This window comes from Leisingera sp. SA215 (genome assembly GCF_055902035.1).
Genome location: NZ_JBVVXU010000009.1, coordinates 106,544 through 132,622 on the forward strand (window position 1 = coordinate 106,544; position 26,079 = coordinate 132,622).

General features: G+C 64.2%; 28 protein-coding genes and 3 tRNA genes. 18 read left to right on the top strand and 13 right to left on the bottom strand.

What is annotated here, in order from left to right; all coding sequences use genetic code 11:
• Window positions 1-65 precede the first annotated feature (65 nt).
• Window positions 66-155 (top strand) — tRNA-Ser (locus AC0KW6_RS11820).
• A 295-nt stretch (window positions 156-450) separates the two neighbouring features.
• Here AC0KW6_RS11820 and AC0KW6_RS11825 read toward each other — a convergent pair.
• Window positions 451-1,434, bottom strand: coding sequence for a GlxA family transcriptional regulator (locus AC0KW6_RS11825; protein WP_323775581.1), 984 nt, complete (start codon window positions 1,432-1,434; stop codon window positions 451-453).
• Window positions 1,435-1,567: 133 nt separating this feature from the next.
• Between AC0KW6_RS11825 and bcoG the strand changes: the two genes are divergently transcribed.
• The 3 genes from bcoG (at window position 1,568) to AC0KW6_RS11840 (ending at window position 4,815) form a co-directional block, all read left to right on the top strand.
• Window positions 1,568-2,485, top strand: coding sequence for a 3-dehydrocarnitine:acetyl-CoA trimethylamine transferase BcoG (bcoG, locus tag AC0KW6_RS11830; protein WP_323775580.1), 918 nt, complete (start codon window positions 1,568-1,570; stop codon window positions 2,483-2,485).
• Window positions 2,486-2,569: 84 nt separating this feature from the next.
• Window positions 2,570-4,045 carry a carnitine 3-dehydrogenase gene (locus tag AC0KW6_RS11835; protein WP_474035005.1) on the top strand — a complete coding sequence of 492 codons (1,476 nt, stop codon included), beginning with the start codon at window positions 2,570-2,572 and terminating at the stop codon, window positions 4,043-4,045.
• Window positions 4,042-4,815 (top strand): SDR family oxidoreductase, encoded by a 774-nt coding sequence (locus tag AC0KW6_RS11840; RefSeq protein WP_323775579.1) that lies wholly within the window; start codon window positions 4,042-4,044, stop codon window positions 4,813-4,815. The genes AC0KW6_RS11835 and AC0KW6_RS11840 overlap by 4 nt, the downstream gene beginning before the upstream one ends.
• Before the next feature lie 114 nt (window positions 4,816-4,929).
• Here AC0KW6_RS11840 and AC0KW6_RS11845 read toward each other — a convergent pair whose 3' ends face one another.
• Window positions 4,930-5,790, bottom strand: coding sequence for a helix-turn-helix domain-containing protein (locus tag AC0KW6_RS11845; RefSeq protein WP_323775578.1), 861 nt, complete (start codon window positions 5,788-5,790; stop codon window positions 4,930-4,932).
• A gap of 114 nt (window positions 5,791-5,904) precedes the next feature.
• On the opposite strand from AC0KW6_RS11845, the gene AC0KW6_RS11850 reads away from it, so the two are divergent.
• Genes AC0KW6_RS11850 through AC0KW6_RS11860 form a run of 3 tightly spaced genes read left to right on the top strand, consistent with a single transcriptional unit; the run spans window position 5,905 to window position 7,939 of the window.
• Window positions 5,905-6,111 (top strand): DUF2061 domain-containing protein, encoded by a 207-nt coding sequence (locus AC0KW6_RS11850; protein ID WP_323775577.1) that lies wholly within the window; start codon window positions 5,905-5,907, stop codon window positions 6,109-6,111.
• Complete coding sequence (locus AC0KW6_RS11855) at window positions 6,104-7,018, top strand: fatty acid desaturase (RefSeq protein WP_474034967.1); 915 nt, start codon at window positions 6,104-6,106, stop codon at window positions 7,016-7,018. Before AC0KW6_RS11850 ends, AC0KW6_RS11855 begins: the two co-directional genes overlap by 8 nt.
• A gap of 18 nt (window positions 7,019-7,036) precedes the next feature.
• A complete protein-coding gene (locus tag AC0KW6_RS11860; RefSeq protein ID WP_474034968.1) occupies window positions 7,037-7,939 on the top strand; it encodes an EamA family transporter in 903 nt (300 codons plus the stop codon).
• Between the two features lie 93 nt (window positions 7,940-8,032).
• Here the strand turns inward: AC0KW6_RS11860 and AC0KW6_RS11865 are convergent, their stop codons facing one another.
• The gene (locus tag AC0KW6_RS11865; RefSeq protein ID WP_024090876.1) at window positions 8,033-8,764 is read right to left on the bottom strand and encodes an NUDIX hydrolase; all 732 of its coding nucleotides are present in this window, start codon (window positions 8,762-8,764) and stop codon (window positions 8,033-8,035) included.
• 4 nt (window positions 8,765-8,768) lie between these two features.
• Complete coding sequence (locus AC0KW6_RS11870) at window positions 8,769-9,191, bottom strand: DUF983 domain-containing protein (protein WP_474034969.1); 423 nt, start codon at window positions 9,189-9,191, stop codon at window positions 8,769-8,771.
• A gap of 200 nt (window positions 9,192-9,391) precedes the next feature.
• Between AC0KW6_RS11870 and AC0KW6_RS11875 the strand changes: the two genes are divergently transcribed.
• The 4 genes from AC0KW6_RS11875 to AC0KW6_RS11890 all read left to right on the top strand — a co-directional run bounded on the left by AC0KW6_RS11875 (window position 9,392) and on the right by AC0KW6_RS11890 (window position 11,387).
• Window positions 9,392-9,874 (top strand): EF-hand domain-containing protein, encoded by a 483-nt coding sequence (locus AC0KW6_RS11875; protein ID WP_474034970.1) that lies wholly within the window; start codon window positions 9,392-9,394, stop codon window positions 9,872-9,874.
• Window positions 9,875-9,941: 67 nt separating this feature from the next.
• A complete protein-coding gene (locus AC0KW6_RS11880; RefSeq protein WP_474034971.1) occupies window positions 9,942-10,523 on the top strand; it encodes an RNA polymerase sigma factor in 582 nt (193 codons plus the stop codon).
• A complete protein-coding gene (locus AC0KW6_RS11885) occupies window positions 10,516-10,890 on the top strand; it encodes a hypothetical protein (protein ID WP_474034972.1) in 375 nt (124 codons plus the stop codon). Before AC0KW6_RS11880 ends, AC0KW6_RS11885 begins: the two co-directional genes overlap by 8 nt.
• Window positions 10,887-11,387, top strand: coding sequence for a periplasmic heavy metal sensor (locus AC0KW6_RS11890; protein ID WP_474034973.1), 501 nt, complete (start codon window positions 10,887-10,889; stop codon window positions 11,385-11,387). Before AC0KW6_RS11885 ends, AC0KW6_RS11890 begins: the two co-directional genes overlap by 4 nt.
• A 219-nt stretch (window positions 11,388-11,606) precedes the next feature.
• Here AC0KW6_RS11890 and AC0KW6_RS11895 read toward each other — a convergent pair whose 3' ends face one another.
• Window positions 11,607-13,001 (bottom strand): diguanylate cyclase, encoded by a 1,395-nt coding sequence (locus AC0KW6_RS11895; RefSeq protein ID WP_474034974.1) that lies wholly within the window; start codon window positions 12,999-13,001, stop codon window positions 11,607-11,609.
• A 115-nt stretch (window positions 13,002-13,116) separates the two neighbouring features.
• On the opposite strand from AC0KW6_RS11895, the gene AC0KW6_RS11900 reads away from it, so the two are divergent.
• From AC0KW6_RS11900 to AC0KW6_RS11920, 5 genes are all read left to right on the top strand, one after another.
• Window positions 13,117-13,401: a DUF3572 domain-containing protein gene (locus tag AC0KW6_RS11900; protein WP_323775568.1), complete on the top strand. Its 285-nt coding sequence runs from the start codon at window positions 13,117-13,119 to the stop codon at window positions 13,399-13,401.
• A 57-nt stretch (window positions 13,402-13,458) separates the two neighbouring features.
• The gene (locus tag AC0KW6_RS11905; protein WP_323775567.1) at window positions 13,459-14,148 is read left to right on the top strand and encodes an HAD family hydrolase; all 690 of its coding nucleotides are present in this window, start codon (window positions 13,459-13,461) and stop codon (window positions 14,146-14,148) included.
• 240 nt (window positions 14,149-14,388) lie between these two features.
• Entirely contained in the window at window positions 14,389-15,948 is a 1,560-nt protein-coding gene (locus tag AC0KW6_RS11910; RefSeq protein WP_323775566.1) for a trimethylamine methyltransferase family protein, read from the top strand.
• Window positions 15,949-16,380: 432 nt separating this feature from the next.
• Window positions 16,381-16,968, top strand: coding sequence for a heme NO-binding domain-containing protein (locus AC0KW6_RS11915; protein ID WP_024090866.1), 588 nt, complete (start codon window positions 16,381-16,383; stop codon window positions 16,966-16,968).
• Window positions 16,965-18,014 carry a GGDEF domain-containing protein gene (locus tag AC0KW6_RS11920; protein WP_323775565.1) on the top strand — a complete coding sequence of 350 codons (1,050 nt, stop codon included), beginning with the start codon at window positions 16,965-16,967 and terminating at the stop codon, window positions 18,012-18,014. Before AC0KW6_RS11915 ends, AC0KW6_RS11920 begins: the two co-directional genes overlap by 4 nt.
• Window positions 18,015-18,448: 434 nt before the next feature.
• Here the strand turns inward: AC0KW6_RS11920 and AC0KW6_RS11925 are convergent.
• From AC0KW6_RS11925 to AC0KW6_RS11950, 6 genes are all read right to left on the bottom strand, one after another.
• A tRNA-Glu gene (locus AC0KW6_RS11925) sits at window positions 18,449-18,523 on the bottom strand.
• A 172-nt stretch (window positions 18,524-18,695) separates the two neighbouring features.
• Window positions 18,696-18,770, bottom strand: a tRNA-Glu gene (locus AC0KW6_RS11930).
• A 104-nt stretch (window positions 18,771-18,874) separates the two neighbouring features.
• The gene (gene recJ / locus AC0KW6_RS11935) at window positions 18,875-20,614 is read right to left on the bottom strand and encodes a single-stranded-DNA-specific exonuclease RecJ (protein ID WP_474034975.1); all 1,740 of its coding nucleotides are present in this window, start codon (window positions 20,612-20,614) and stop codon (window positions 18,875-18,877) included.
• A gap of 108 nt (window positions 20,615-20,722) precedes the next feature.
• Entirely contained in the window at window positions 20,723-21,709 is a 987-nt protein-coding gene (gene glpX / locus AC0KW6_RS11940) for a class II fructose-bisphosphatase (protein WP_474034976.1), read from the bottom strand.
• Window positions 21,710-21,866: 157 nt separating this feature from the next.
• Window positions 21,867-23,153 (bottom strand): homoserine dehydrogenase, encoded by a 1,287-nt coding sequence (locus AC0KW6_RS11945; RefSeq protein WP_323784178.1) that lies wholly within the window; start codon window positions 23,151-23,153, stop codon window positions 21,867-21,869.
• A 115-nt stretch (window positions 23,154-23,268) separates the two neighbouring features.
• Window positions 23,269-23,523 (bottom strand): hypothetical protein, encoded by a 255-nt coding sequence (locus tag AC0KW6_RS11950; RefSeq protein WP_323784180.1) that lies wholly within the window; start codon window positions 23,521-23,523, stop codon window positions 23,269-23,271.
• A 177-nt stretch (window positions 23,524-23,700) separates the two neighbouring features.
• Here AC0KW6_RS11950 and AC0KW6_RS11955 point away from each other — a divergent pair, with 177 nt between their 5' ends.
• Both AC0KW6_RS11955 and AC0KW6_RS11960 read left to right on the top strand, forming a co-directional pair.
• Window positions 23,701-24,288, top strand: coding sequence for a TetR/AcrR family transcriptional regulator (locus AC0KW6_RS11955; protein ID WP_323784182.1), 588 nt, complete (start codon window positions 23,701-23,703; stop codon window positions 24,286-24,288).
• On the top strand, window positions 24,285-24,764 hold the full coding sequence (locus AC0KW6_RS11960) for a GNAT family N-acetyltransferase (RefSeq protein ID WP_474034977.1): 480 nt from the start codon (window positions 24,285-24,287) through the stop codon (window positions 24,762-24,764). Before AC0KW6_RS11955 ends, AC0KW6_RS11960 begins: the two co-directional genes overlap by 4 nt.
• Before the next feature lie 24 nt (window positions 24,765-24,788).
• Here the strand turns inward: AC0KW6_RS11960 and AC0KW6_RS11965 are convergent, their stop codons facing one another.
• Both AC0KW6_RS11965 and AC0KW6_RS11970 read right to left on the bottom strand, forming a co-directional pair.
• Window positions 24,789-25,091, bottom strand: coding sequence for an antibiotic biosynthesis monooxygenase family protein (locus AC0KW6_RS11965; RefSeq protein WP_323778778.1), 303 nt, complete (start codon window positions 25,089-25,091; stop codon window positions 24,789-24,791).
• A gap of 72 nt (window positions 25,092-25,163) precedes the next feature.
• Window positions 25,164-26,075, bottom strand: coding sequence for a pirin family protein (locus AC0KW6_RS11970; protein WP_323778776.1), 912 nt, complete (start codon window positions 26,073-26,075; stop codon window positions 25,164-25,166).
• Window positions 26,076-26,079 lie beyond the last annotated feature (4 nt).

Below are 26,079 nucleotides of genomic sequence, written 5' to 3' on the forward strand. Positions count from 1 at the left end.
TTCTCCTGCGCGGCCGATTTCCCCTTGCCTCACCCGGTTTTGCGTCCTAAACCGCTGCACGGACCGGGGAGGTGGCAGAGTGGTCGAATGCGGCGGTCTTGAAAACCGTTGAACGTGAGAGCGTTCCCAGGGTTCGAATCCCTGTCTCCCCGCCACTCACGAACAAAAATTGGCACCTTTGCCGGCCCGGTGTTTCCCGACGCGTAGTTCAGCGCTGCGAATTCTATATCTCTCTGATCTAAAATTGCGTAGATACTGGCGCTTGCGGTCCCGCTTCATCCGGGTGTTCGCCGCTGGAAATCCCGCCGGGCTGCCCCGGTTGCCGGCAGTTTGAGGCGGCTACTGGCCTGCCTCCAGGTCCGCGGTCCAGAATGTGCCCCGGAAGATCGATGACGGATCATCCTATCTGGGAAAACAGCGTCCCGCTGGCCTGACCAATTCAGCGGCCAGCTAATGCGCGGTGGGCCGCGCCTGTTCCTGGCGCAGGTCGCGGGCAGAGGTGCCGTGCGCGGTGCGGAAGGCGCGGGCGAAGCTGGATTGCGAGGTGAAGCCGGTGGCAATCGCAACCTCCATCAGCGGCAGGTCGGTGTCAGTCACCAGACGGCGGGCTTCGGCCAGGCGCAGTTGCAGGTAGTGGTCCTGCGGCGTGGTGTTGAGCCGGAGGCGGAACTGCTGCTGCAGGCTGCGCGGGCTGGTGCCCAGGGTCTCGGCGATGGCGCTGAGCGGCAGCGGCTCGTCCAGCGCGGCCTCCATCAGGGCGTTGGCCTTGGCGGTGAGCGCATTGTGTTTGTGGCTGCCCAGGCGGCTTTGCGGGCGCGGTTCGGTGGCGGGGCCGTCATAGAGGAACAGCCCGGCGACGCGGGCGGCAAAGCCGGCGCCGTGGCGGGCGCTGATGATGTGCAGCAGCATCTCGATCGCCGGCGTTGCGCCGCCGGAGGTCAGGCGGCCTTCCGAGACCGTGAAGCGGTCGTTGCGGGCGTCCACATCCGGGAAGCGGGCGGCGAAATTCTCCAGGTCTTCCCAGTGGGTGGTGGCCGGATGGCCGTCCAGCAGCCCGGCTTCGGCCATCAGCCAGGGGCCGCCGTCGATGCCTGCAATGGTGGCGCCGGTGGCCGCGATGCGGCGCAGGCCTGCCAGCAGGCTGGGGGTGGCGTGGCGTGCCAGCTGGAAACCGGCCGCGACGATCAGCAGCTCGCAGCCCTGCAGCCGGGCCAGCGGAACGCTGGGCACGGTGAGGCCGCTGGTCAGCATCGGCGGCTCATGCGTGGCGCTGACGTAATCCCAGTCGAAGGCCGCCCGCCCGGCCAGCCGGTTGGCGGCGCGCATCGGATCCACCGCAGCCGCAAAGGACAGGGTGTTGCATTCATCCAGCACCAGCACCGCGGTTTTCAGCGGCTGGTGCTCGGGCTGCAGGATGTTTTTTGCGGATTTCATCAACTTCGATTCGCCTGGTGTAAACTGTGCCGCAAAAGGCTGCGGCAGAGTCGCCCTTAGCGCAAATCAGAATCTGGGGAAGAGCCTGGGGATAACCCGAGGCAAAACCCTGTACATTGAAGGGAAAATCAAAATGCCTCTGGAAATGAACCGGGACGTCTTCATAACCTGTGCCGTGACCGGCTCCGGCGGCACCCAGGACCGCAGCCCGCATGTGCCGCGTTCGCCCAAGGAAATCGCCGATAGCGCCATTGCCGCGGCCAAGGCCGGCGCCGCGGTGGTGCATTGCCATGTGCGCGATCCGGAAACCGGCGCGCCGAGCCGCGATCTGGCGCTGTACCGTGAAGTCACCGACCGGATCCGTGACGCCGAGGTCGATGTGGTGCTGAACCTGACTGCGGGCATGGGCGGTGATATGGTGTTCGGCGATACCGAAAACCCGCTGCCGGTGAACCCGGCTGGCACCGACATGGTCGGGGCGACCGAGCGGATGGCGCATGTGGCGGAATGCCTGCCTGAGATCTGCACCCTGGACTGCGGCACCATGAACTTTGCCGAGGCTGATTACGTGATGACCAACACGCCGGGGATGCTGCGGGCGATGGGGCAAATGATGACCGGTCTGGGCGTGAAGCCGGAGATCGAGGCCTTTGACACCGGCCATCTGTGGTTTGCCAAGCAGTTGGTAAAAGAGGGAATTCTGGAGCAGAACGCGTTGGTGCAGCTGTGCATGGGGGTGCCGTGGGGGGCGCCGAATGATCTGAACACCTTCATGGCGATGGTCAACAATGTGCCGTCGGACTGGAATTGGTCGGCGTTCTCGCTGGGCCGGGACCAGATGGCTTATGTGGCGGCGTCTGTTCTGGCGGGCGGCAATGTGCGGGTCGGGCTGGAAGACAACCTGTGGCTGGGAAAGGGCCAGCTGGCCGAAAACTGGCAGCTGGTGGAGCGTGCCGGCGCCATCATCGAGAACTTGGGAGCTCGGGTGATCGGGCCGCAGGAAGTGCGCGAGAAGCTGGGCCTGACCAAGCGTGCGCCGGTGGCGCATTAAGCAGAAATCAGGGGGTGCCATGGGTGCACCCCCTGTACACCCCCTGTGCACCGGCTGGTGGCAGGGAGGGCGATCAGAGGATAGATCATGAAAACAGCAGCAATCATCGGCGGCGGGGTCATCGGCGGCGGCTGGGCCGCGCGGTTCCTTTTGAACGGCTGGAACGTGCGGGTGTTCGACCCGGACCCGGAAGCCGAACGCAAGATCGGCGAAGTGCTGGCGAATGCCCGCCGTTCGCTGCCCGGTCTGGGCAATGTGGCGCTGCCTGCAGAAGGGCAGTTGTCGTTCCATGACACCATTGCCGGGGCCGTGAAGGATGCCGAATGGATTCAGGAGAGTGTGCCGGAGCGATTGGACCTGAAGCAGAAGGTCTATGCCGAGCTGCAGGCCCATAGCGCGCCGGATGCGGTGATCGGATCATCGACCTCCGGCTTCAAGCCGTCGCAGCTGCAGGACGGGCGCGAGGCGCCAGGGCAGATCGTGGTGGCACACCCGTTCAACCCGGTCTATCTGCTGCCGCTGGTGGAGCTGGTCACGACAGCGGCCAACCCGGCAGGTGTAATCGAGCGGGCCAAGGAGATCATCTCGGGCCTGGGCATGTACCCGCTGCATCTGAAGAAAGAGATCGACGCGCATGTGGCGGACCGTTTCCTGGAAGCAGTCTGGCGCGAGGCGCTGTGGCTGGTCAAGGACGGCATTGCCACCACCGAGGAGATTGACAACGCGATCCGCTACGGCTTTGGCATCCGCTGGGCGCAGATGGGGTTGTTCGACACCTACCGGGTGGCGGGCGGCGAGGCCGGCATGAAGCATTTCATGGCGCAGTTCGGCCCCTGTCTGTCGTGGCCCTGGACCAAGCTGATGGATGTGCCGGAATTCAACGACGAGCTGGTTGATCTGATCGCAGGCCAGTCGGATGCCCAGTCCGGCCATTTGCCGATCCGAAAAATGGAGCAGATCCGGGATGACAACCTGGTCGGCATGATGCGGGCGCTGGGCAATAATGACTGGGGGGCCGGTGCGCTGCAGAATGCCCACGACAACGGCCGTGAGGGCGAGGCCGGGCTGGTGCGCGCGATCGCGGATCTGGCGGACCTGAGCCAGCCGGTGCTGACCCAGAGCCGCACCGTGCCGCTGGACTGGACCGACTACAACGGCCACATGACCGAGAGCCGGTACCTGGATGCCTTTGCCCAGTCCACCGACCGGCTGATGATGATCATCGGCTGCGATGCAGAGTATATCGCAAACGGCGGCAGCTATTTCACCGCCGAGACCCATATCCGCCACATCGACGAGGTGCATGCGGGCGACCCGATCCAGGTGCGGACGCGGGTGATCATGGGCGCGGGCAAGAAGATGCATCTGTGGCACGAGATGTTCTCTGGTGAACGGCTGCTGGCGACTGGGGAGCATATGCTGCTGCATGTGGATCTTGAGACCCGCCGTTCGGCGCCGCCAGCGCCGCATATCGAGGCCAATCTGCTGAAGCTGGCCGAGGCGCATTCCGCGCTGCCGGTGCCCGACGGGCTGGGCCGTGCGATCGGGGCGCCAAGATGAAAGCCGGACAGGGGAGCCGGGTTCTGATCACTGCCGGCGGCTCCGGCATCGGCCGGGCGATGGCCGAAGGCTTTGCCGCCGCCGGGCATCCGGTCTGGGTGACGGATGTGAGCGCGGTGGCGCTGGCGGATGTGCCGGCCCGCTGGCGGACAACGGCGGTGGATGCGACCGATGAGGCAGGCATGAAGGCGCTGTTTGCCGAGATCGCCGAGGACTGGGGCGGGCTGGATGTGCTCTGCGCCAATGCGGGCGTCGCCGGGCCGACCGCGCTGATCGAAGATATCGCGTTGGAGGACTGGCGCAAATGCGTCAGCGTCAACCTGGAGGGCTGTTTTCTGGCGGCTAAGTACGCGGCGCCGATGATGAAGGCGGCCAAGGCGGGGTCGATTGTCGTGACGTCGTCGACTGCGGGCCAGTACGGCTACCCGAACCGGGCGCCCTATTGTTCGGCGAAATGGGCTGTCATCGGGCTGATGAAGACGCTGGCGATGGAGCTGGGCCCCTTTGGCATCCGCGCCAACGCAATCTGCCCCGGCGCGGTGGAAGGCCCGCGGATGGAAGGCGTGCTGGAGCGCGAGGCGGCGGCCAAGGGGATGACCCGGGACGAGGTCTATGCGGGCTATGCTTCGGGCACTTCGATGGGCTGCTTTGTCGAGGCGCGCGACATTGCCAATATGGCGGTGTTCCTGGGCTCGGAGGCGGCGCGGCTGGTGTCAGGGCAGGTGATCGCGGTGGACGGTCATACGGTGAACCCGGACCCGAAGGTTTAAAGCCGCCGGAAGGCAGGCAAATAGCCCGCCTTCCGGCGTATCTTCTGAACACCTGCCCCCGGCCTTTCGGCCGGGCGCAGCCCTCGGCGTTTTGCGGATACCGTAAGGAGCTGCCTACGAAATCGCCGCCCGCAACGCTCTGAGTCTCCCCGGCAGCTGCCGTGCGGTGATATCGGCCTCGCGCACCAGATTGTCGAAATGGCTGGTAAAGGTCGCGATCCGCTCCTTGTCGCGGAAGGCGAGGTAATGCGTGCCTGCGTAAAACACGCACAGAAGCGGGCCGAAGATTGTGATCGGTGAGGAATAGAGCCGTTTGGCATCAAACAGATAGATCCGCAGCCGGGGGTAGAGCTGCTCGCAGAGGCGTACGAATTGCTGCAGCTGCTCCAGCCGGATCTCCAGTGGAAGGCCCTCGTAGTATCCCACCCCATGAGCAAAACTGTCGAGCTCATACAGCGGCATGGCGATTTCATAGTCCGAAGGCGACTGGCGCATCCAGGTAAGCCGGTCCTCGGACGCGCCGATGGCCTGATCAGCGGTGCGGCCCAGGTGGGGGGAGTATTCCCATTCCAGCAGGGCGCGGGTCTTCAGCATGTCGGGCAGGGCGGCGGGCACGTGGCGGATCTTGTAGCCAAGCGCTTCCTGATGCCATTCAAAAATCCGCTCATCCACCAGCGCCCGTGGTGCCTCGGTGAGAGTGAGGCTGGAGGCCAGCAGTTCCGCCGCGCTTTCGGGCCGGTCGGAGAGGCTGAGGAGCCAGTCGGCGGAAACCCCCAGGGCACCGGCGCAGGCGCCGACCACATGGGCGTTTGGCAGCCGCGCGCCTTCATCCGTCAAGAGCTGCGAAATGGTGGAGCGGTCGACGCCAACGGCGCGGGCCAGGGCGCTTTGGCTGAGGCCGCTGTCGCGCAGCGCCCGGTTCAGCCTTTGCCGGAACTGTGCAGCGCGCACCCGTTTGTCGATATTTTCCATCATGTGTTTGAAATTATCACATCCGCTGAATTTTGTTAACTGCATTCGGAATTCTGCACAGGTGCAGAACAGGATAGTGTGGAAACAAGCACTTATCAAAAAATGACAGGAGGCAGAATGGAAACGCGGAGGCGTTCAATCGTGAAGGCGGTGATTTGGAACATCCTTGGGCTGGCGATGATGACGCTGGTGGGGCTGATCGCCACTGGGTCTGCCAAGACCGGCGGGATGATGGCACTGGTCAATACTGGCATCGGTTTCACCATCTACCTGATCTACGAACGCGTCTGGTCGAAAGTCCAGTGGGGGCGCAGCCATGTCTGAAGGGCGCAACGACTACATGCCGCACGGTGTTGAGTGGAGCACGCTGGCGCTGATCCTGGCCTGCCACGGCGGCTGGCTGGCGGCGCTGTGGCTGCTGCCTCCGGTCAGTCTGGCCTTGACCGTGCCGGCGCTGGGCCTGATGGCGGCGTTGCATTCCTCGCTGACCCATGAGGCGCTGCATGGCCACCCGTTCCGCAGACGCTGGCTGAACGAGGCGCTGCTGTTTTTTCCCTTGAGTATGGCGATCCCCTATGGCCGGTTCCGCGACACCCATCTGGCGCATCATGAGGATGAGCTGCTGACAGATCCATATGATGATCCGGAGAGCAATTTTCAGGATCCGGCAATCTGGACCAAGCTGCCAGGCTGGCGCAAGGGCCTGCTGAGAATGAACAACACACTGCTGGGCCGGGTGGTGCTGGGGCCGCTGATGGGGCAGGTCTGCTTCATGGCGGGCGACTGGCGGCTGGCGCGCAGGGGCGAACCAGGGATTGTGCGCGACTGGATCCTGCATGTTCTGGGCCTGGTGCCGGTGATATGGGTGGTGCTGCAGTCGCCGGCGCCGCTGTGGGCGGCGGTGCTGGGCGCCTATGCGGGGCTTGGGCTGCTGAAGATCCGCACCTTTCTGGAGCACCGGGCGCATGAAACCGCCCAGGGCCGCTCGGTGGTGATCGAGGACAGCGGGCTGCTGGCTTTTCTATTCCTGAACAACAACCTTCATGCGGTGCATCACAGGCATCCGGGCGTTCCCTGGCATGCGCTGCCTAGGCTGTATCAGACGCGCCGGGCGGAGTTCCTGCAGGCCAACGGCGGCTATGTCTACCGCAACTACCTGCAGATTCTCCGCAACTATCTGCTGCACGCCAAGGATCCGGTTCCGCATCCGCTCTGGCAACAGGAGAAATAACCGCGCATAAGCGGCAGCATGTTCGCCTGGATTCCCGTATCGATTGCCGCTGCCTCTTTTCAGACCGTGCGGTTCATGCTGCAGAAAATGCTGAGCAGCGTGACGTTGTCGCCGGGCGGGGCCACCTTCGCCCGGTTTGTCTATTCCGCACCGTTTATCCTGGCGGGGCTGGCGGCCTATCTGGCGGCCTCGGGCCGGCCGCTTCCAGCGTTGGGGCCGCTGTTCTGGATGTTCGCCGCCATTGGCGGCACCGCGCAGATCCTGGCCACCGTCTGCGTGGTGGCCCTGTTCAAGCAGCGCAATTTTGCGGTTGGCATCACCTTCAAAAAAACCGAAGTCATTCAGACCGCCATCGTCGGTCTGGCAGTTCTGGGCGACCCGGTCAGCCTTGGCGGCTGGGTGGCGATCCTGATCGGGCTGTCGGCGGTGCTGGTGCTGTCCAGGACACCGGACGCGCAGGGGGGCTGGTGGCGGCATCTGACCAACCGGGCGTCGCAGCTGGGGCTGGGGTCGGGGGTTCTGTTTGCCTTTTCCGCTGTCAGCTATCGCGGGGCCGCCTTGCAGCTGGGGGATTTGGAGGCGGCCTTTCGCGCCGGGGTGACGCTGGCGGCGGTGGTCTGCTTGCAGACGCTGTTCATGCTTGTCTGGCTGGGACTGCGGGACAGGGGCGAAATCGCCCGGGTCTGGGCCGCGCGCCGGGTCGCGGTCTGGGTGGGGCTGACCAGCATGGGCGGCTCGTTCTGCTGGTTCTGGGCCTTCACGCTGCAGAACGCCGCCTATGTCAAGGCGGTGGGGCAGGTGGAGCTGCTGTTGTCGCTGCTGGCCTCGGTGCTGTTCTTCAAGGAACAGGTAACGGCCCGCGAACTGACGGGCATGGGGCTGCTGGTTCTGTCAATCCTGGCGCTGGTGCTGGCGCTGTAAGCGGGTCCGCCTGCGGCAAGGGCGCCGGTCTCATGCGATAATCCCGTCCCGGAAATCAGGTGCTTTCCGGGACGTCTTGGGCGCAGGGCAAGGTTACCCGTTCGCGGGCATCGGATAACCCTTCAGACGCAGGAACAGGCTGGCCTCGTCATTGTTATGGAAATAGGGCACGCTTTGCGGCGGCTCGGCGTCCCGGACGCGGGCGGTGACTTCGGCCAGCACCACCTCGGTGATGAACGGCAGATCAAAGCTGCGCACCTGGCTGAGCGGGATCCATTGCAGATGCGACAGCTCATCCGCGGCGCGCGAGAAATCATCCAGGTCGCCGGTGATCTGGTCGGCGTCGATCAGGAAAAAACGCGCATCAAACCGGCGCGGACGGCCCGGCGGGGTCAGGGCGCGGAACACGAACTGCATGCCGCGGGCAGAGGGGACGTGGCCGGTGGCGGCAAATCCCTGCCAGTCTTCCGGGACCTCTCCGTGCCAGGCACCGGGTTCCCCCAGGATCAGGCCGGTTTCCTCCCACAGCTCGCGCACCGCGGCGACGCTGAGGGCGTGATGCACCCCTGCGGGCGCCTTGTCGTGCAGACGCTCCTGGCAGAGAGGGGAAAGCGGCGCGGCAAGCGGGATTTCTGCGTCCGCCAGATCGACGGCACCGCCGGGAAACACAAATTTGTTCGGCATGAAAGCGGCCTTGGCGCCGCGCTGGCCCATCAGAACCTGCGGGTCCTCCGCCATCCGGCCGCGCATGGCGATAACGGTCGCCGCATTGCGGATTGCGGTTTTGTCGATGGTGGTTTCACCGCTGAGATATGTGTCGCTCATGCCTTTACTGCCCTTTTCCCGCCAGAGACTCATTGTCGAACCCATGCACCCGCCGCGCCCATTGATAGGCAATGACAATCCCCTTCATCCGCGGCAGCAGATACAAGGAAGAGGCGACGCAGCCAATCGTGAAAACCGTGAACATCACCAGCGGTTCAGGCCGCCAGGAGAAATAGACCACATGCATCAAGGGCGCCATGATGTGGCCGACGATCAGGATCGTGAGGTATGCGGGCCCGTCGTCGGCCCGCGCATGTGCCAGGTCCAGGCCGCAGTGGCTGCAGCTGGTGTTCACCTTGAGATAGGAATGCAGCAGTTTGCCCTGGCCGCACGCCGGGCATTTGCAGCGCCAGCCCTTGGCCAAGGCCGGCATTGCGGGGCGGTCAGTGTCTGCGTCGGACGCCATCGCGGCTGAAGACTCGGTCATGAAACTATCCTGTGTGCTGGGCATATCTTTGCGCGTTTCGCGGCTGCGGCGAAAGGGGAAAGGCCCGGTCTTGCGCCGGTTTGCCGCAACGTGCGGGGCAGGGAATTAATTTGAGAATTTTGCGACGGATCTGCCGGGCGGCTGCGTTTTTCTTATGCATCGGGCAGCAAGAGGCTGCCGCAGGACAAAGGAAAGACGATATGAAACACGTCACGTTCATCGCCGCGATTGTTGCCGCCGCAGGAATGGCCGCAGGCGGCGCGGCCCTGGCCAAGGGCGATGGCCGCCATGGGCCGAAGATGTCCTTTGAGGAAATCGACGCCGACGGCAATGGCGAGGTCACCAAGGCGGAAATCCAGGCCATGAAGGAAGCCCGCTTTGGCAAGGCGGACACCGACGGCGACGGCGTGCTGACGCTGGAGGAAATGCAGGCGCATGCGCAGGCACAGGCCAATGAGCAGGCCGCCCGGATGCTGGAACGCTTTGACAAGGACGGCGATGGCGCGTTGAGTAAGGACGAGATGCCGCAGCCGCGCCGGGCAGGCAGGATGTTCGACCGGATGGATGCCGACGGCAGCGGCAGCATCTCCAAGGAAGAGTTTGAAGAGGCCCGGATGCGCCACGGCGGCAAGCACCGTCACGGCAACGGGGACAGCAACGGGGACAACACGGAGCAGAACTGATCGCTAACCGGTGCTGCACAAGGCGGAAATATCCCGGCGCCGGGCCCCTGATTCGGGTCCGGCAGCCATGAGTGCCACGGCGGAGGAGGTCTCCGACGATGCGCTTCTGGTGCTGTATGCCAATGGCGACGGCCGCGCGGCGGCGGAGCTGACCGCGCGGCTGAGCCCGCGTGTCTTTGGGGTTGCGATGCGGGTGATGGGGATCCGCGCCGAGGCCGAGGATGTGACTCAGGAGGCGATGCTGCGGTTGTGGAAGATGGCGCCGGAGTGGCGGCCGGGAGAGGCGCAGGTCTCTACCTGGCTGTACCGGGTGGCGATGAACCTGTGCATCGACCGCAAGCGGCGCGCCCGCGGCGGGCATGTGGATCTGGATGCGGTGCCCGAGCCGCCGGATCCGGCACGCTCGGCGGCCGAGGCGCTGCAGGAGGGGGCGCGGCTGGATGCGCTGCAGGCGGCCCTGATGCAATTGCCGGAACGTCAGCGGCAGGCGGTGGTGCTGCGGCATCTGGAGGAACTGTCCAACCCGGAGATCGCCGGGATCATGGACATCAGCGTCGAGGCGGTGGAAAGTCTGACCGCCCGGGGCAAACGGGCGCTGGCCGCGGCTTTGGCCGGGCGGCGCGAAGAGTTGGGATATAGTGATGGCTGACACGGATAAAGCATTGCAAGAGCTGGACGATCTGTTCGCTGCGGCGCGCCGCGAACCGCCTGCGGTGCCGCATCATCTGAATGCGGCCATCCTGGCGGATGCGGTGCGGGCGCAGGCCGGCTTTCCAGCGGCGGCGCCGGCGCGGGCGGCACGGCAGCCGTTGTGGCGGCAGCTGATCGAAGCGATCGGCGGCTGGCCGGCCATCGGCGGGTTTGCGGCAGCCAGCGCAGCAGGATTGTGGATCGGGATGGCGCCGCCGTCTTTTGTGCCGGATCCGCTGGCGCTGGCCGGCTATGAGGACAGCAGCACAGCGCTGCCCGATGACAGTTATGACATGGCGGTGATGCTAAGCGGGGACCTGCAATGAGCGCTGCATTGAACACCGGCGGCAAACCCGGAATGAAGCTGTGGCTGAAACTGCTGCTGGCGGTGTCGCTGGCGCTGAACCTGGCGGTGATCGGTATTGCCGCTGGGGCAGCCTGGCGGGTCAGCGGCAAGGACAGGCATTGGCAGCGGCCGCCGACGGTCGGGGCGATGATCTTCCGCGGGCTGGACCGTGACACCCGCCAAGCCCTGCGGCAGGAGGCGGGCGGCGATCATGGCAGCTATTTCAAGCGCCGCCATGCCGAGGGCGCGGCAGTGATCGCGGCCTTGCGCAGCGGCGCTTTCGATGCAGACGCCCTGCTGGCAATGCTGCGCGGCCAGGCCGAGGCGCGCCATGCTTTCCACACCAAAGTGCAGGAAGCCTGGGTGCGCAAGGTCGCGGCGATGACACCGGAAGAGCGCGCCTCTTTCGCGGACCGGATGGAGCAGCGAATGGAGCGGCGGGGTGAGAATTGGCACCGGCGGCGCAATTCGGAGTAGCGGGCGCTGAGCAAGGCTGGCAGTTCGGGAATATCCGGGCACCCTTGCTGTGGCAAGTTCCGGCTGGAGACATGCATTGGTGCCCCCTCCCTGCTGGAGACAGCACTTGGGGGGCAGTAAACTTCACTGCTATTGATTTCCGTGTGCCTGCGGGCTGCAGGAACTTGGGGTGATGCAGACCATCAGCTCAGCAGTTGGCAGAGAGCTGTCCGGCGCCGGTCACGCGGCCTGAGTGCATTCTCGCGGCAGGGTCACCTGGTTGCGGCCTGCGTCCTTGGCACTGTAAAGCGCCTGGTCCGCTTTTTCGACCAGGCTCGCAGTGTTGTCCGCGTTGCCGCCGCCGCCCATGACCGCACCGATGCTGATGGTGATTTTGACCGGTTCGGCGGCGCCGGGCACTTCGAACGGGGCGCTGTTGATCGCGTTGCACAGGGCGATGGCAGCCAGGCCTGCTTCGGCCTCGGTGGCGCCAGGCAGAACCGCCATGAATTCCTCGCCGCCGACGCGGGCCAGCAGGTCGGCCGGGCGGAGCACTGCTTGCATGCGGCGCGCGGCCTCGATCAGCACGGCGTCGCCTGCCGGGTGGCCGTAGAGGTCGTTGATCCGCTTGAAGTGGTCGAGGTCGGCAAGCATGACGGCGAATTTCTCGCCGTTGGCGGCGGCGGAATGAGCAGTCCGGTCGAGAAAGGGTTTGGCGTAGCGGCGGTTATAGAGCCCGGTCATCGGGTCCAGCACGGCGGCGCGCAACCCGTTGCGGACGCTGTCGCGCAGCCGGACTTTGCGGACTTTCTGCTGCAGCTGGGCGGCCAGGCGCAGCTCCAGCTCCTCGACATCGAATCCGGATTGCAAGACGTCATGGGCGCCGCGGTCCAGCGCTTCGGCGGCGATATGGGGATCTGCCGGGTTGGGCACCGCGATCACCACCGATTGGCGGGTGGCGGCGCGGGCGCGCAGATCGGCGAGCAGCCGCAGGCCGGGGCCGGCCGAAGCCTCGGTCAGCTCGATGATGATGGCATCAGCCACCGGAGCCTGCATCAGCCCCTGGATGTCGCTGATGGAATGGGTGCGCAGTGCATAGGGCAGCCGGCCGGCAAGACGGTCACGCCAGGCCCTGGCGGTGCGGGGATCCTGCGCCACCAAGGCGACGGAGGCACCGCGCAGATCCTCGGCGCAGGCGCGGTCGCTGAGCGGCAGGATGAAGCCGTGCGAGACATCGCGCTGCAGGTTGAGTTCCTCGGTGCCGCTGCGGGCGCGCAGCAGGCTGCGGATGCGGGCCTGCAGGATCACGTCATCCACCGGCTGCTGCAGCACATCGTCGATGCCTGCGGCCAGCGCGGCCAGCCGGGCTTTGGAGCCCTCCCAGTCGGAGACGGCGATTACCGGCAGATCGCCCAGGGCGTCATCCCCGGCCAATTCGCGTTTCACATCCGCGGCGGAGCCATCGGGCAGCGACATCGCACAAAGCACCAGGTCGGGGCGGTGCCGGCGAGCGGCCTGCAGCACCTCAGCGACGCTGCCGGCCTGGACCACATCGTAATAGGCAGCCGCCAGTTGCACCTTCAGCATGATGCGGTTGGTGGAGACGCCATCGATGACCAGGATAGTGCCTTGCACGCGGTATCCTTTCGCCCCTTGCAAATCCTATGCCTTGGAGTTTTGCTGAGACTGGTTAAGAAACCCTTTCGGATTTTTACTAAATTGACCGCAATGCGGCAGGAGTGTGGTGAACATGCGGATTTCCGCTGATGGAGCAGAGACTCTGGCGCTGAAGGCTTTGGCCTGGCTGGCCGGAAATGATGAGTTGCTGCCGGTGTTTCTGGGCGCAACCGGGGCCAGCGAGGCAGATCTGCGGGCGCGGGCGTCCGAGCCGGAGTTTCTTGGCTCGGTGCTCGATTTCTTAACGATGGACGACAATTGGGTGATGCAGTTCTGCGACGGCGAGGGGCTGGCCTATGAGGCGCCGCTGCAGGCGCGGATGTCGCTTCCGGGCGGTGCGCAGGTGAACTGGACTTGAGATTGGCGGGCCCTGTGCCTAGGGTCCGGGCCGACTGCAGCGGAAAAAGGACCCGCCATGCCTGTTGATGCTTTTCTGTTCGACAAGGACGGAACCTTGTTTGACTTTGCTGCCACCTGGAACGGCTGGGCGGCCCGGGTGCTTGAAACGCTGGCCAAGGGCGACCGGGCGGTGCTGGAGGCTATGGCTGAAGTGATCAGCTATGATCTGGAGCGGCAGGCGTTCAACCCCGACAGCCTGGTGATTGCCGGCTCCAACGATGAGGTGGCGGAGGTGCTGGCGCCATTTGTGGCGGATATGGGCGTCGAAGAACTGGCGGTGTTCCTGGCGCTGAGCGCGGCGGAGGCGGAGCTGGCGCCGGCGGTGCCGCTGGCGGCGTTCCTCGACAGCCTGCTGGCGCGCGGCAAGGTACTGGGGGTGATGACCAATGACGCGGAAATCTCTGCCAGGAGCCAGCTGGAGCGGGCAGGGGTGCTGGACCGCTTTGCCTTTGTCGCGGGGTGCGACAGCGGCTATGGGGCCAAACCGGCGCCGGATCCGCTGCTGGCCTTTTGCAAGGCTGCGGGCGTCGCTCCCGGCCGGGCGGCAATGGTGGGCGACAGCCGCCATGATCTGGAGGCGGGAGCAGCTGCGGGAATGCTGCGGATCGGCGTGCTGACCGGCATGGCCCTGCGCGATGAGCTGACACCGCATGCGGATATCGTGCTGCCCGATATCGGCCATATCCCGGCCTGGATGGACCGCTGAGCTGACCGCCCGCTGATTCCCGCGTCTTGAAACGGCGGCGCCCGTTTCGGCCGGCGTGCAGTTTTGTACGCCGGTTTTTTCCGCGGCACACTAGGCATAAGTGTACAGAAATATCCTGAACCGCCGGATCGCACTGCAAAAACGACAGCGATGGTCGGGTTTGGACTGTTTCAGGCGGCTTGGATTGGCACAGTTGGTGGCTATCGGCGTTTTGGAAACTCGGATCTAGGGGAGACCGGCATGGCAGACACAAGCGCGCGCAGGCGGCGGGGCGGAGGCAGGGCAGGCGCGGCGGCCCGGCGCGGCAGTGCCGCGCTGGAGCAGATGCCCTGGCAGATCCCGGTCAACATCGACCGGCCGACCGAGCCATTGAGCGAGGAAGGAATACAGGCAATCCACGAGGGCGCCATGCGCATCCTGGAAGAGATCGGCGTGGTGTTCCTGAACCCGGAGGCGCTGGAGATCTTCAAGCAGGCCGGTGTCAAGGTTGAGGGCGAACTGGTCAGGATGGACCGGGACTTTGTGATGGAGATGGTGGGCAAGGCGCCCCGCGAATTCTCCATTACCCCGCGCAATCCCGACCGGACCATTCCGCTGGGCGGCAATCACATCCTGTTCGGCAATGTCTCCTCGCCGCCGAATTACTGGGACATGGAGCTGAACAGGAAAGTGGCGGGCAATCGCGAGCAATGCCGCAACCTGCTGAAGCTGACCCAGTATTTCAACTGCATCCACTTTGCCGGCGGCTATCCGGTGGAGCCGGTGGACATCCATGCCTCAATCCGGCATCTGGATGTGCTCTATGACAAACTCACGCTCACCGACAAGGCGATGCATGCCTACTCCTTGGGCAAGGAACGGGTCGAGGATGTGATGGAGATGGTGCGGATTGCCGGCGGGCTCAGCCATGAGGAGTTCGATGCCAAGCCGCATATGTATACCAACATCAACTCCACCTCGCCGCTGAAGCACGACTTTCCGATGATCGACGGCTGCCTGCGGCTGGCGCGGCGCGGCCAGGCCATCGTGGTGTCACCCTTCACCCTGGCTGGGGCAATGGCGCCGGTGACCATGGCAGGCGCGGTGGCGCAGTCGATTGCCGAGAGCCTTTGTGCGATTGCACTGTTCCAATATGTGCGTCCGGGAACGCCCTGCGTGATCGGCACTTTCACCTCGAACGTGGACATGAAATCGGGTGCGCCTGCATTCGGTACGCCGGAATACATGCGCTCGACCCAGATGACCGGTCAGATGGCGCGATTCTACGGTTTGCCGATGCGGTCCTCGGGCGTCTGTGCCGCCAATGTGCCGGACGGGCAGGCGGTCTGGGAGACCTCAAATTCGCTCTGGGCGGCGGTGCAGTCGGGCACCAATATGGTCTATCACGCGGCCGGCTGGCTGGAAGGCGGGCTGATCGCCAGCCCCGAGAAGTTCATCATGGATTGCGAGATCCTGCAGCAGATCGAGCGCTACATGCAGCCGCAGATCTCGGCCACCGGCCCCGATGAGATCGCCCTGGATGCAATCAGGGAAGTCGGCAATGACGGCCACTTCTTTGGCATCCAGCACACCCAGGACCGCTATGCCACGGCCTTCTATCAGCCGTTCCTGAGCGATTGGCGCAACTACGAGGCTTGGGAGGCGGCAGGTGCGACCTGGACAGCCGAGCGCGCCCACAAACTGTTCAAGGAGATCATTGCCGATTTCGAGGAGCCGCCGATGGATGCGGCGATTCGCGACGAACTGGCGGATTTCGTTGCCCGGCGCAAGACCGAGGGCGGGGCGCCGACGGACTTCTGAGCCTCCGGGACCTTTCACCAGCAGGATAAGCGGAGGCAGCCCCTCCGCTTTTTTTGTGCGTGGGCAGCAGGGGGCAAACACGTTGTGCGGGTGGCAGGTTGGAAGCAGCCGGTTTGGCGCGGATACAGAGCCGCAGCCTTGCGTCCTGGTGTCAGCCGGTCCAGTAGGGAGCGGCGCTGAACGGATCAGCGCCGTAGCGCAGGTGTGTGTGATTATGTACTAGGTATCAGATGCGGTCCGCCGCAGGGCCGGCGGCCAGACAATGGCCGCGCTGCGCCTATGGCCGGTTTTTGCTGTTGAGGGTGCAGGGTTCGTGCAAGGGTTGAAAGTTACAGAAGAAACGCGCGCGTGCCATCGCGCAAATTCGCTTTGTTGGTCCTTTCTTAACCTCGATGCGTCAAAACTGTGCCAAAGGCAAAGAGGGGCCATTGTATGCACGGTCTGATCAATAGGGCGATTCAGGCTTTTGTGACCAGTACCTACGGAGCGGACCGCTGGGAAGAGGTTATGGAAGAGGCGGGGCTCGGCTTTACCGAGTTCGAGGCGATGCTGTTCTATTCTGAAGAGCAATCGAGCCAGATGCTGACGGCGATGGAAAAAGTTCTGGCACGCCCGCTGCCGGAAATGCTGGAAGATATGGGCACATTTCTGGTGTCCAATCCGCAAGTGGAGGCGCTGCGGCGGCTTTTGCGTTTTGGCGGGGTGAATTACGTTGAATTTTTGCATTCGCTGGATGACTTGCCGGACCGGGCCCGGCTGGCGGTGTCGGATTTGCACCTGCCGGGGCTTGAGCTTCTGGAACAGGCGCCGGAACAGTTCGAGTTGGTTTGCCAGCCTGGATTGCCCGGCTATGCCTATGTTCTGATCGGGGTTCTGCGGGCGATGGCGGATGACTACGGCGATCTTGTGTTTCTGGACCACAGCGGCACACAGGACGGGGCAGAGGTGATTTCGATCACGCTCGTCGAAACCAAATTCGCCGCCGGGCGTGAATTTGATCTGGGGGCGCATTCCTTATGATGACTCTCGAGCAGCTGGCAAACATGGCAGGCGTGATTTGTCCGATGTACCTGGTTGCCGATCCTGCGGGGCGGATCATTTCTGCCGGGCCGACGCTGAAAAAGCTGCGGCCGCAGCTGAACTGGGAGGGGCGGCGGTTCTTCCGGGTGTTCGACCTGTCGCGGCCGCGTTCGGTGCGGTCAATGGAGGATCTGGTGAAGACTTCCGGAAGCAAGCTGCATCTGCAGTTCCGGGACGGGCCGCAAACCGGCCTGAAAGGCGTATGCACACCGCTGCCTGGTGGGCAGGGCGTCTTCGTCAACCTGTCTTTCGGAATCTCCGTGCTGGAGGCGGTGCGCGATTACGATCTGACCAGCGCTGATTTTTCGCCAACCGATCTGACCATCGAAATGCTCTACCTGGTGGAGGCAAAATCGGCCGCGATGGAAGCGTCGCGCCAATTGAACACGCGGTTGCAGGGAGCCAAGATCGCCGCTGAGGAACAGGCCTTTACCGACACGCTGACCGGGTTGAAAAACCGCCGGGCGATGGATCATGTGCTGGACCGGCTGATCAACAGCGGCCGTGAATTTGCGCTGATGCATTTGGACCTGGACTTTTTCAAGCAGGTCAATGACACGATGGGCCATGCGGCTGGCGATGCGGTGCTGCAGCAGGCGGCCCGGATCATGGTGGATTGCACCCGCCAGTCCGATACCGTTGCCCGTATTGGCGGTGATGAATTTGTTTTGATCCTCGAGGGTGTTCTGGACACTGCCAGGCTGGCCGCCATTGCCAAACGGCTGATCCAGCGGTTGGAGGAGCCGGTTCCGTTTGGCGCCCTGACCTGCCGGATTTCCGCCAGCGCCGGCACAACGCTGTCTACTTGGCAAAAAGTTCCGGATGCTCAGCAATTGCTGAACCAGGCGGATTTGGCGCTGTATGCGGCCAAACGCGCCGGACGGGCGCAGCACTTCTTCTACCGCGAAGGCATGGAGAAAGAAGACCTGGGCAGCAGCGGCGAGGCTGCAATGCCCCAAGCGGCGGCACCAGGTCCGGCCGCCTGAGGAATTCCGGTTTGCGAGATCGGAAGCAGCCGCTGCCGCGGCTGTTTGCACCTGCCGTTGGCCCCCGGGGCGGCGCTACGCGTGTTTTCCTGGATTTCAGCAGCGCGACCGCACCATCTGCACCATCGGCACGCGCGATAGCTGGTGGTGCGCTGAGAACTGCAATGCCACTGCCTCTGGGGAAAGCATTGGCCTGCGCTGGTTTTCGGCGCTGCGGATCTCCTGAGCAGGATCGGAAGGTGGCGCCGTAGATACACCAATTGAGCAGGCGGGCGAGAGGGTATGGCGTGGTCAGCCGGAGGGCGCTGCGCACCGTGTTCTGCGGGGATCTCCGCGCCTGGGGCGGCTGTTTGAACCGTAAAACAGCAAAGCATTCCAGCAGCGAGTGGCCGGGGGCCGCGGGTGTTTGATCTAAATTCACATGCCGGGGAAAGTGGCAGCCCGTAGGGGAATCGAACCCCTCTTTCCAGGTTGAAAACCTGGCGTCCTAACCGATAGACGAACGGGCCACGCTGTCTGTGAGGCGGTGTTTACTGATTGCCATTGCCGGGCGCAAGAGGTTTCTTTGCGCAAACGTCAAGTTTTTCCCAGCCAGGTATTCGGGTGTTAAGATAATGAAAAGGCACGAAAAAACCACGCGTCAGTGGGGCGCTCTCAGGTATTTGTCGTATAGGGGAAAAGTGGCAGCCCGTAGGGGAATCGAACCCCTCTTTCCAGGTTGAAAACCTGGCGTCCTAACCGATAGACGAACGGGCCACTCTGTGCGTGAGCGGGTGTTTAGTGGCAACAGCCAGATCCCGCAAGGGAAAAAGCGGACAATAGTGAAAAATCTTATCCACAGCCTCCAAGCCTTTGAAAAATCAGGCTTCGGCCGCGTCTTCCAGGCGCAACTGCGGGTTTTGGCGGCCGCCCCAGCTGTTCACTTCCAACCGTCCTGCGAAATGGAAGCGGGCGCCGCCGTGTTCTAACAGCCGGGGGCCAAGCGCAGTGTCAAAGGCGCCAAAGCAGATCCCGTCCACGCCGCCGCCCATGCCGTCACTGAGCGAAAGTTTCAGATGGCTCTCGCCCACTTTCTTGGCAAAACGCACCTGAAGATCCGGCAGCGCATAGCGCGGGGCAGGGGCGCCGGCGCCAAAGGGGCCGGCGTGCTCGATCTGTTCGATCAGGTCTACCGTCACGGCACCGGGCATCAAGGCGCCGTCCAGCTTGATGTCTGCCGGTCCGCCCTGGCCTGCGCCTTGTTTTTCGAGAAGGTCCGACAGCCGCGCCATCGCCGGCTCCAGCTTGTCCCGCATCACGGTAAGGCCGGCCGCCATCTTGTGGCCGCCGCCTTTGACCAGCAGCCCTTCTGCCGCCAGCCGCTGGATCGATGCGCCCAGGTCGACGCCGGATACAGAGCGGCCGGACCCCTTGCCCTCATCCCCGTCAAAACCGATCACAACGGCGGGGCGGTTGGCGGCTTCTTTCAGCCGGGATGCGACGATGCCGACCACGCCGGGATGCCAGCCCTCGCCGGCGGCCCAGACCAGCGGGGCGTCCAGCCCGCGGTCTTCCGCTTGTTCCAGGGCAGCGGCACGCACGGCGTTTTCAATGTCGCGGCGTTCGGTGTTCAGCTCATCCAGCCGTTCGGCCAGGGCAGCGGCCTCATGCGGGTTGTCGGTGGACAAGAGCCGCGCTCCCAGGTCCGCCTTGCCGATGCGTCCACCGGCATTGACCCGCGGCCCCAGGAGAAAACCAAGATGATAGGTGGAGGGCGCCGAATCCATGCGGCTGACATCGGACAGCGCCACCAGGCCGGGACGGCGGCGTGCGCCCATCACCTTCAGTCCCTGGCGCACCAAGGCGCGGTTGGCGCCGATCAGCGGTGCCACGTCCGCCACTGTGGCCAGCGCCACCAGGTCCAGAAGCGCCATCAGGTCCGGTCCCTTGGCACCGGCCTCGCGCAGTTGCCGGCCTGCTTCTACCAGCATCAGGAACACCACGCCCGCCGCGCAGAAATAGCCCAGATCGCCGCTCTCGTCCTGCCGGTTGGGATTCACCACCGCAACGCAGCCGGGCAAGGTCTCGCCGCCCAGGTGGTGGTCCAGCACGATCACATCGGCGCCCTTGGCAGCGGCAATCGGCTCATGGCTGAGGGTGCCGCAGTCCACGCAGATGATCAGATCATGGGCGGCGGCCAGCTGCTGCATGGCAGGCACGTTCGGGCCATAGCCCTCGTCGATGCGGTCGGGGATGTACAGAGTTGCTTCCAGACCCATCTGCCGCAGCCATACCAGCAGCAGCGCGGCAGAGCTGCCGCCGTCGACGTCATAATCGGCAAAGACCGCAATCCGCTGGCGGCTGCGCACAGCCGCCAGAAACCTTGTAGCGGCCGTTTCCATGTCTTTCATCTCGCGCGGGTCGGGCAACAGCTCTTTCAGCCTTGGTTCCAGAAACCCCTTGGCTTCCATCGCCGGCACGCCGCGCCGGGCCAGAACCTGGCAGACGGAGCGGGGCAGGCCGGTCTGCTGCGCCATCATCTCGGACGCGCGGTCCACCTCAACGCCGGGGCCAACCCAGCGGCGGCCGGTCAAGGACTGCTCAACACCCAAAAAGCTCATCATCTGCCCCCATATGCAAAGGCCGGACCCAATCGGATCCGGCCCATTCATCTTTCTCCAAATACTCCCGCCGGAGGCCGCGGCCCAAGCCGCTTCCCGGCGAAACCTTCAAGCCTGATGCGGCGCCAGCGGCGTGCGGTAAGACATGCGGCGCACCGAACCGGTCTTGGAACGCATAAGCAGGGTGGTGGTCTCAACCCATCCCGGGGTGCGCTTGATGCTGGGCAGCAGCGAGCCGCCGGTGACACCGGTGGCGGCAAAGATCACGTCCTGGGTGACCATCTCGTCGCGGGTATAGACGCGGTCCAGGTCAGTGATGCCGGCCTTGGCAGCGCGGCCTTTTTCATCGTCGTTGCGGAACAAGAGGCGGCCGAAGATCTGGCCGCCCATGCATTTCAATGCAGCGGCTGCCAGCACGCCTTCAGGTGCGCCGCCCTGGCCCATATACATGTCGATGCCAGTAATCTCGCTCTCGGCGCAGTGCATGACGCCGGCGACGTCGCCATCGGTGATCAGCCGGATCGAAGCGCCGGTCTCGCGCACCTCGGCGATCATCGCCTCGTGGCGGGGGCGTTCCAGGATGCAGACGGTGATGTCGGCGGGGTCACAGCCTTTGGCCTTGGCCAGCGCTTCGACGCGTTCGCGCGGCGACATTTCCAACGAGACCACGCCCTCGGCGAAGCCCGGGCCGATTGCCAGCTTGTCCATATAGGTGTCCGGTGCGTGCAGCATCGAGCCGCGAGGGCCCATGGCGATCACGGTCAGCGCATTCGGCATGTCCTTGGCGGTCAGCGTGGTGCCTTCCAGCGGGTCCAGGGCGATGTCGACGCCGGGGCCGTTACCGGTGCCGACTTCTTCGCCGATGTACAGCATCGGCGCCTCGTCTCGCTCGCCTTCTCCGATCACCACCACGCCGGCGATGTCCAGCAGGTTCAGTTGCTCGCGCATGGCATTCACGGCGGCCTGGTCGGCAGCTTTCTCGTCGCCGCGGCCGATCAGCGAGGCAGAGGCCAGCGCGGCCTGTTCGGCAACGCGGGCCAGGCCCAGCGACAGCATACGGTCATGAAAAGGCGCGTCAGAGGTGTTCGATGTCATACCGGAAATCCTGTCTCAACGGGTCAGATGTGAATTGGGCGTTTTAAAGCCGAATAGCGCGGGGCAGGGCAGGCTCGCAAGAGGCGATAGCGTTCACCGCGGCAGGAAATTCAGGCCGCAGTGATCAAATCCGCCGATTCTCGGCGTATTGGGCAGTTCAGACCTCTTCAATGCGCAGCGCAACCGGCGTGCCGTCGACCACATCGGTGGCAGCGAGGCGGTCCAGTGCCGCATCCAGCGCAGCGCGGGTGCATTTATGGGTGACGATCAGCACCGGGGCCGTTGGTTCGGAATGGCCGTACTGCCGCATCCGGTCGATGGAAACGCCGGCATCGCCCAGCACTGCGGCAATTTTGGCCAGCGCGCCGGGTTTGTCCAGCAGCCCCATCCGCAGATAGAACGGCGCGGGCAGGCCGGTCTGGGCTGCCGGTACTTCCTGCAGCGTTTCGGCGGGCTGGCCGAAGGTGGCAATCCGCAGGCCGCGGGCCAGGTCCAGGACATCGCCCATCACCGCGCTGGCAGTCGGGCCTTCGCCGGCGCCGGGGCCGCGCAGCACAACCTGTTCGATGGAATCGCCCTCGATCACCACCATGTTGGTGCCGCCTTCCAGCTGGCCCAAAGGAGAATTGACAGGCACCAGGCAAGGCGACATGCGCTGTTCGAGCCCGCGGGCGGTGCGTTGCGCCACACCCAGCAGCTTGATGCGGTAGCCCATATCAGCGGCTGCTTTGATGTCTGCCAGCTGGATCCGCTGGATGCCTTCCAGCTGCACGTCCTCAAACGCCGGCCTGGTGCCAAAGGCGATGGAGGCCAGCAGCGCCAGCTTGTGGCCGGCGTCAATGCCGCCCACGTCCAGGTTCGGGTCGGCTTCCAGATAGCCCAGGCGGCCGCATTCCTCGAACAGGGCGTTATATCCCTGGCCGGTGGCCTGCATCTGAGTGAGGATAAAGTTGCAGGTACCGTTCATCACCCCCATGACGCGGGTAATTTCATTGCCGGCCAAGCCTTCGGTCAGCGATTTGATTACCGGGATGCCGCCGGCCACAGCTGCCTCGAACCGGATCACCCGGCCTGAGCGCTCGGCCTGTTCGGCCAGTGCCTGGCCGTGGATGGCCAGCAGCGCCTTGTTGGCGGTGACCACATCCTTGCCAGCAGCGAGCGCGGCTTCGGTTGCGGCTTTGGCAGCGCCTTCATGGCCGCCCATCAGTTCGACAAACACATCCACGTCGTCGCGCACGGCCAGCGCCACCGGATCGGTTTCCCAAGCGTAGTCTGTCAGCGAGACACCACGGTCCTTGCCGGCATCGCGTGCGGAGACCGCCGAGATCACAACCGGCCGCCCGGTCCGCGCCTCCAGCAGCGCAGCGTGGCGGCGGATGATTTTTACCACGCCGATGCCAACCGTGCCCAAACCTGCAATCCCAAGACGAAGCGGTTCTGTCATAGCTGGAGGTCCTTTGTTCCGAAATGCTCAGCCCCGCCTTAGCCGGTTCGGCGCGGGCGTGCAACGCCGCTCCTGCCTGCCTGCGGCACATGCGGATGGGAAAGCCGGGAACAGCCTAGAATTCGGCGTTTTTCACCGCCTCGGCGCGGCGTTTCAGCCCGGCACTGCGGGCGTCAAGTTCATCTTGCAGATCTGCACTGGCCTGCTGCGGCGGGCCGAGCGGTTCCAATGCGTCATCCAGCGGCAGCAGTTCCGGATAGCCCGCGCCGCGCAAGTCCGGGGTCAACCGGTCCTCCAGTTCGGGCACGCGGGTGCAGGCGGCGGCCGCCGCTAAAGCCAGAAGAATTGCGATCCGTGCCCAAACCTGCATCGAGGAAGCCCCTGTCTATTACCCCGCCGGTTTTAGGAGGTCCGGCGCGGCGGCACAATTGATTTCCCGCAGGCGGGGCGGGGGATTGGCATGGCGCGGCCATGCGGGTAAAGGGCTGGCTGGCCTTCGGTCATTCTCACTCTTTTATCTGAACGTTTGTTCAGTTACGGTCAGCGCATGGCACGTACGCAAGGTTCCCATTCTGGTATTACCGGCCCCAAGATCCGCGAGACCGCTTTGCGGCTGTTTGCGCAGCAAGGCTATGCTGCGGTTTCCATGCGCCAGATCGCCAAGGATGTGGGGGTTCAGGCGGGGGCGCTGTATAACTACACGCCGGACAAGCAAAGCCTGCTGTTCAGCCTGATGAAAGGCCATATGGCGGAGTTGCTGGCCGCCTGGGATGCGGTGCCGCCGGCTGCGGGCGCGATGGAGCGGCTGCGGACCTTCACCGGCTTTCACATCCGGTTTCACCAGGAGCGCCCGGATGCGGTGTTTATCGCCTATATGGAGCTGCGCAACCTGACCGCAGAGAATTTCGCCGTCATCGAAACGTTGCGCCGGGACTATGAGAACGGCGTGGAAGGGATCCTGAAGGAGGGGGTGGAGCAGGGCGTGTTCCGCATTTCCGATACCAAGATTGCAACGCTGGCGGTGATTGCCATGCTGAACGGGGTCAACACCTGGTACCGCTCCGAGGGGCGGCTGTCGCTGGATGAGGTGGAGCGGGTCTATTGGGACATGGTGCAGAAGGCGGTCAGCGCATGAGCCTGCTGGATCTGCAGACCAGCCGCCTGAGTGCTGCACGCTGGCAGGAGCTGACCGAGGCGGAGCTGGCGGGTCTGTTTGCCCCGAAGGTGGTGCAATGGCTGCCGGAAGGGTTCCAGACGCAGGACAGCGATCAGGCCCGGCGGGATTTTCTGGCGGCTGTGGCGCAGCAGGCTGAAGTGATCGGCTTGCGCGGTGCTACGGGGCAGGGCATCGGGCTGATGATCCTGTCTGATCCGGAGGACGGCAGCAAAACCCGCAATCTGGGCTATCTGTTTGCCGAAGCCGCCTGGGGGCAGGGCCTGGCGAGCGAGCTGATCAGCGGCCTGCAGGCGCATTTCCGCGGCAGCGGCGTCACACTGTCCGGTGGTGTCATGCAGCAGAACGCCGCCTCGGCCCGGGTTCTGGAAAAGGCGGGCTTCACGCCGGCGCCAGCGGACAGCGAAACCGTTTACAGCTGGCGCGGGGGTGGCTAAGTCCCGCAGGTAAGCTCCGGCCTGTCAGCTCAGTAGCCCGATCATGTCATAATGGTCGATCTGGCGGCTCAGCACCATCGGGTCTTCCTCCGGCAGCACATGCGGCTGCTCCCAGTCCTCGCCTGCAAAGGCCTGCAGCGCCTCGATGCTCTCCCAGACCATGACGACGCAGAAGGTGGAGGGCGAATCCGGCCGCGGCAGCCCGGCCGTGACCGAGACCAGTCCCGGCTGGCGGCGCACATGCGGCATAGCTGTGTTGGTTAGGAAGTCCTTGAACTCCTTGATCTTGTCTTCGCGGACAGTGGCACGGAACACCCGGATAATCATCTCTCCCCCCATCTGATCATTGGACGGGGGAAGTATAACACATCACGGGCCCGATTGGCGGGCTGTGGCTGGTCAGTGCGCGGGTTTGATAAACGTGCCGTTTCGCAGGTCGCGGAAGGCCTGGTGCAATTCTGCCTGGGTGTTCATAACGATCGGCCCGTGCCAGGCCACCGGCTCATTGATCGGCGCGCCGGAGATCAGCAGGAACCGCACGCCTTCGGGGCCCGCCTGCACGGTGATCTCCTCGCCGGTGCCAAAACGGATCAGGGTGCGGTCGCCGGACAGGTCGCGAATGTTGACCTCTTCGCCGGCGACCTCCTTTTCCAGCAGAACCCCTTGCGGGGCAGAAGCATCGGCAAAAGCCGCCTGGCCTTCGAAAACATAGGCAAAGGCGCGGCGGTAAGTGTCGACCGGCAGGGTCTTTTTCACGCCCGCAGGGATAAACACATCCAGATACTGCGGATCAGCGGCTATCCCGTCCACCGGGCCGCTTTTGCCCCAGAAATCTCCGACAATCACTTTCACCCTCGTGCCGTCATCGTCGATGATTTCGGGGATTTCCGTGCCTTTCACATCCTGATAGCGCGGCGCGGTCATCTTTTCGCTGGCAGGCAGGTTGCCCCAGAGCTGGAAACCATGCATCTGGCCTTGGGCATTTCCTGACGGCATCTCCTGATGCAGGATGCCGGAGCCGGCGGTCATCCATTGCACGTCGCCTGCGCCCAGGGTGCCCGCATTGCCCAGCGAGTCGCCATGTTCAACAGCGCCGGACAGCACATACGTTATAGTCTCGATGCCCCGGTGGGGATGCCACGGGAAGCCGCGCAGGTAGTCTTCGGGGGTGTCGTTGCGGAAATCGTCGAACAGCAGGAACGGGTCCAGCTCTGACGGGTCCTGAAAGCCGAAGGCGCGGTGCAGTTTCACGCCGGCGCCCTCGGTATGGGGCTGCGCCGGACGGGTTTCTAGTATCGGTCTGAGGGACATCTGC

Excerpts from the sequence above, each read along its gene's own strand:
- AC0KW6_RS11825 (WP_323775581.1), bottom strand. The coding sequence starts at position 1,434 with ATGAAATCCGCAAAAAACATCCTGCAGCCCGAGCACCAGCCGCTGAAA.
- bcoG (WP_323775580.1), top strand. The coding sequence starts at position 1,568 with ATGCCTCTGGAAATGAACCGGGACGTCTTCATAACCTGTGCCGTGACC.
- AC0KW6_RS11840 (WP_323775579.1), top strand. The coding sequence starts at position 4,042 with ATGAAAGCCGGACAGGGGAGCCGGGTTCTGATCACTGCCGGCGGCTCC.
- AC0KW6_RS11845 (WP_323775578.1), bottom strand. The coding sequence starts at position 5,790 with ATGATGGAAAATATCGACAAACGGGTGCGCGCTGCACAGTTCCGGCAA.
- AC0KW6_RS11850 (WP_323775577.1), top strand. The coding sequence starts at position 5,905 with ATGGAAACGCGGAGGCGTTCAATCGTGAAGGCGGTGATTTGGAACATC.
- AC0KW6_RS11855 (WP_474034967.1), top strand. The coding sequence starts at position 6,104 with ATGTCTGAAGGGCGCAACGACTACATGCCGCACGGTGTTGAGTGGAGC.
- AC0KW6_RS11860 (WP_474034968.1), top strand. The coding sequence starts at position 7,037 with ATGTTCGCCTGGATTCCCGTATCGATTGCCGCTGCCTCTTTTCAGACC.
- AC0KW6_RS11865 (WP_024090876.1), bottom strand. The coding sequence starts at position 8,764 with ATGAGCGACACATATCTCAGCGGTGAAACCACCATCGACAAAACCGCA.
- AC0KW6_RS11870 (WP_474034969.1), bottom strand. The coding sequence starts at position 9,191 with ATGACCGAGTCTTCAGCCGCGATGGCGTCCGACGCAGACACTGACCGC.
- AC0KW6_RS11875 (WP_474034970.1), top strand. The coding sequence starts at position 9,392 with ATGAAACACGTCACGTTCATCGCCGCGATTGTTGCCGCCGCAGGAATG.
- AC0KW6_RS11880 (WP_474034971.1), top strand. The coding sequence starts at position 9,942 with ATGAGTGCCACGGCGGAGGAGGTCTCCGACGATGCGCTTCTGGTGCTG.
- AC0KW6_RS11885 (WP_474034972.1), top strand. The coding sequence starts at position 10,516 with ATGGCTGACACGGATAAAGCATTGCAAGAGCTGGACGATCTGTTCGCT.
- AC0KW6_RS11890 (WP_474034973.1), top strand. The coding sequence starts at position 10,887 with ATGAGCGCTGCATTGAACACCGGCGGCAAACCCGGAATGAAGCTGTGG.
- AC0KW6_RS11900 (WP_323775568.1), top strand. The coding sequence starts at position 13,117 with ATGCGGATTTCCGCTGATGGAGCAGAGACTCTGGCGCTGAAGGCTTTG.
- AC0KW6_RS11905 (WP_323775567.1), top strand. The coding sequence starts at position 13,459 with ATGCCTGTTGATGCTTTTCTGTTCGACAAGGACGGAACCTTGTTTGAC.
- AC0KW6_RS11910 (WP_323775566.1), top strand. The coding sequence starts at position 14,389 with ATGGCAGACACAAGCGCGCGCAGGCGGCGGGGCGGAGGCAGGGCAGGC.
- AC0KW6_RS11915 (WP_024090866.1), top strand. The coding sequence starts at position 16,381 with ATGCACGGTCTGATCAATAGGGCGATTCAGGCTTTTGTGACCAGTACC.
- AC0KW6_RS11920 (WP_323775565.1), top strand. The coding sequence starts at position 16,965 with ATGATGACTCTCGAGCAGCTGGCAAACATGGCAGGCGTGATTTGTCCG.
- recJ (WP_474034975.1), bottom strand. The coding sequence starts at position 20,614 with ATGAGCTTTTTGGGTGTTGAGCAGTCCTTGACCGGCCGCCGCTGGGTT.
- glpX (WP_474034976.1), bottom strand. The coding sequence starts at position 21,709 with ATGACATCGAACACCTCTGACGCGCCTTTTCATGACCGTATGCTGTCG.
- AC0KW6_RS11945 (WP_323784178.1), bottom strand. The coding sequence starts at position 23,153 with ATGACAGAACCGCTTCGTCTTGGGATTGCAGGTTTGGGCACGGTTGGC.
- AC0KW6_RS11950 (WP_323784180.1), bottom strand. The coding sequence starts at position 23,523 with ATGCAGGTTTGGGCACGGATCGCAATTCTTCTGGCTTTAGCGGCGGCC.
- AC0KW6_RS11955 (WP_323784182.1), top strand. The coding sequence starts at position 23,701 with ATGGCACGTACGCAAGGTTCCCATTCTGGTATTACCGGCCCCAAGATC.
- AC0KW6_RS11960 (WP_474034977.1), top strand. The coding sequence starts at position 24,285 with ATGAGCCTGCTGGATCTGCAGACCAGCCGCCTGAGTGCTGCACGCTGG.
- AC0KW6_RS11965 (WP_323778778.1), bottom strand. The coding sequence starts at position 25,091 with ATGATTATCCGGGTGTTCCGTGCCACTGTCCGCGAAGACAAGATCAAG.
- AC0KW6_RS11970 (WP_323778776.1), bottom strand. The coding sequence starts at position 26,075 with ATGTCCCTCAGACCGATACTAGAAACCCGTCCGGCGCAGCCCCATACC.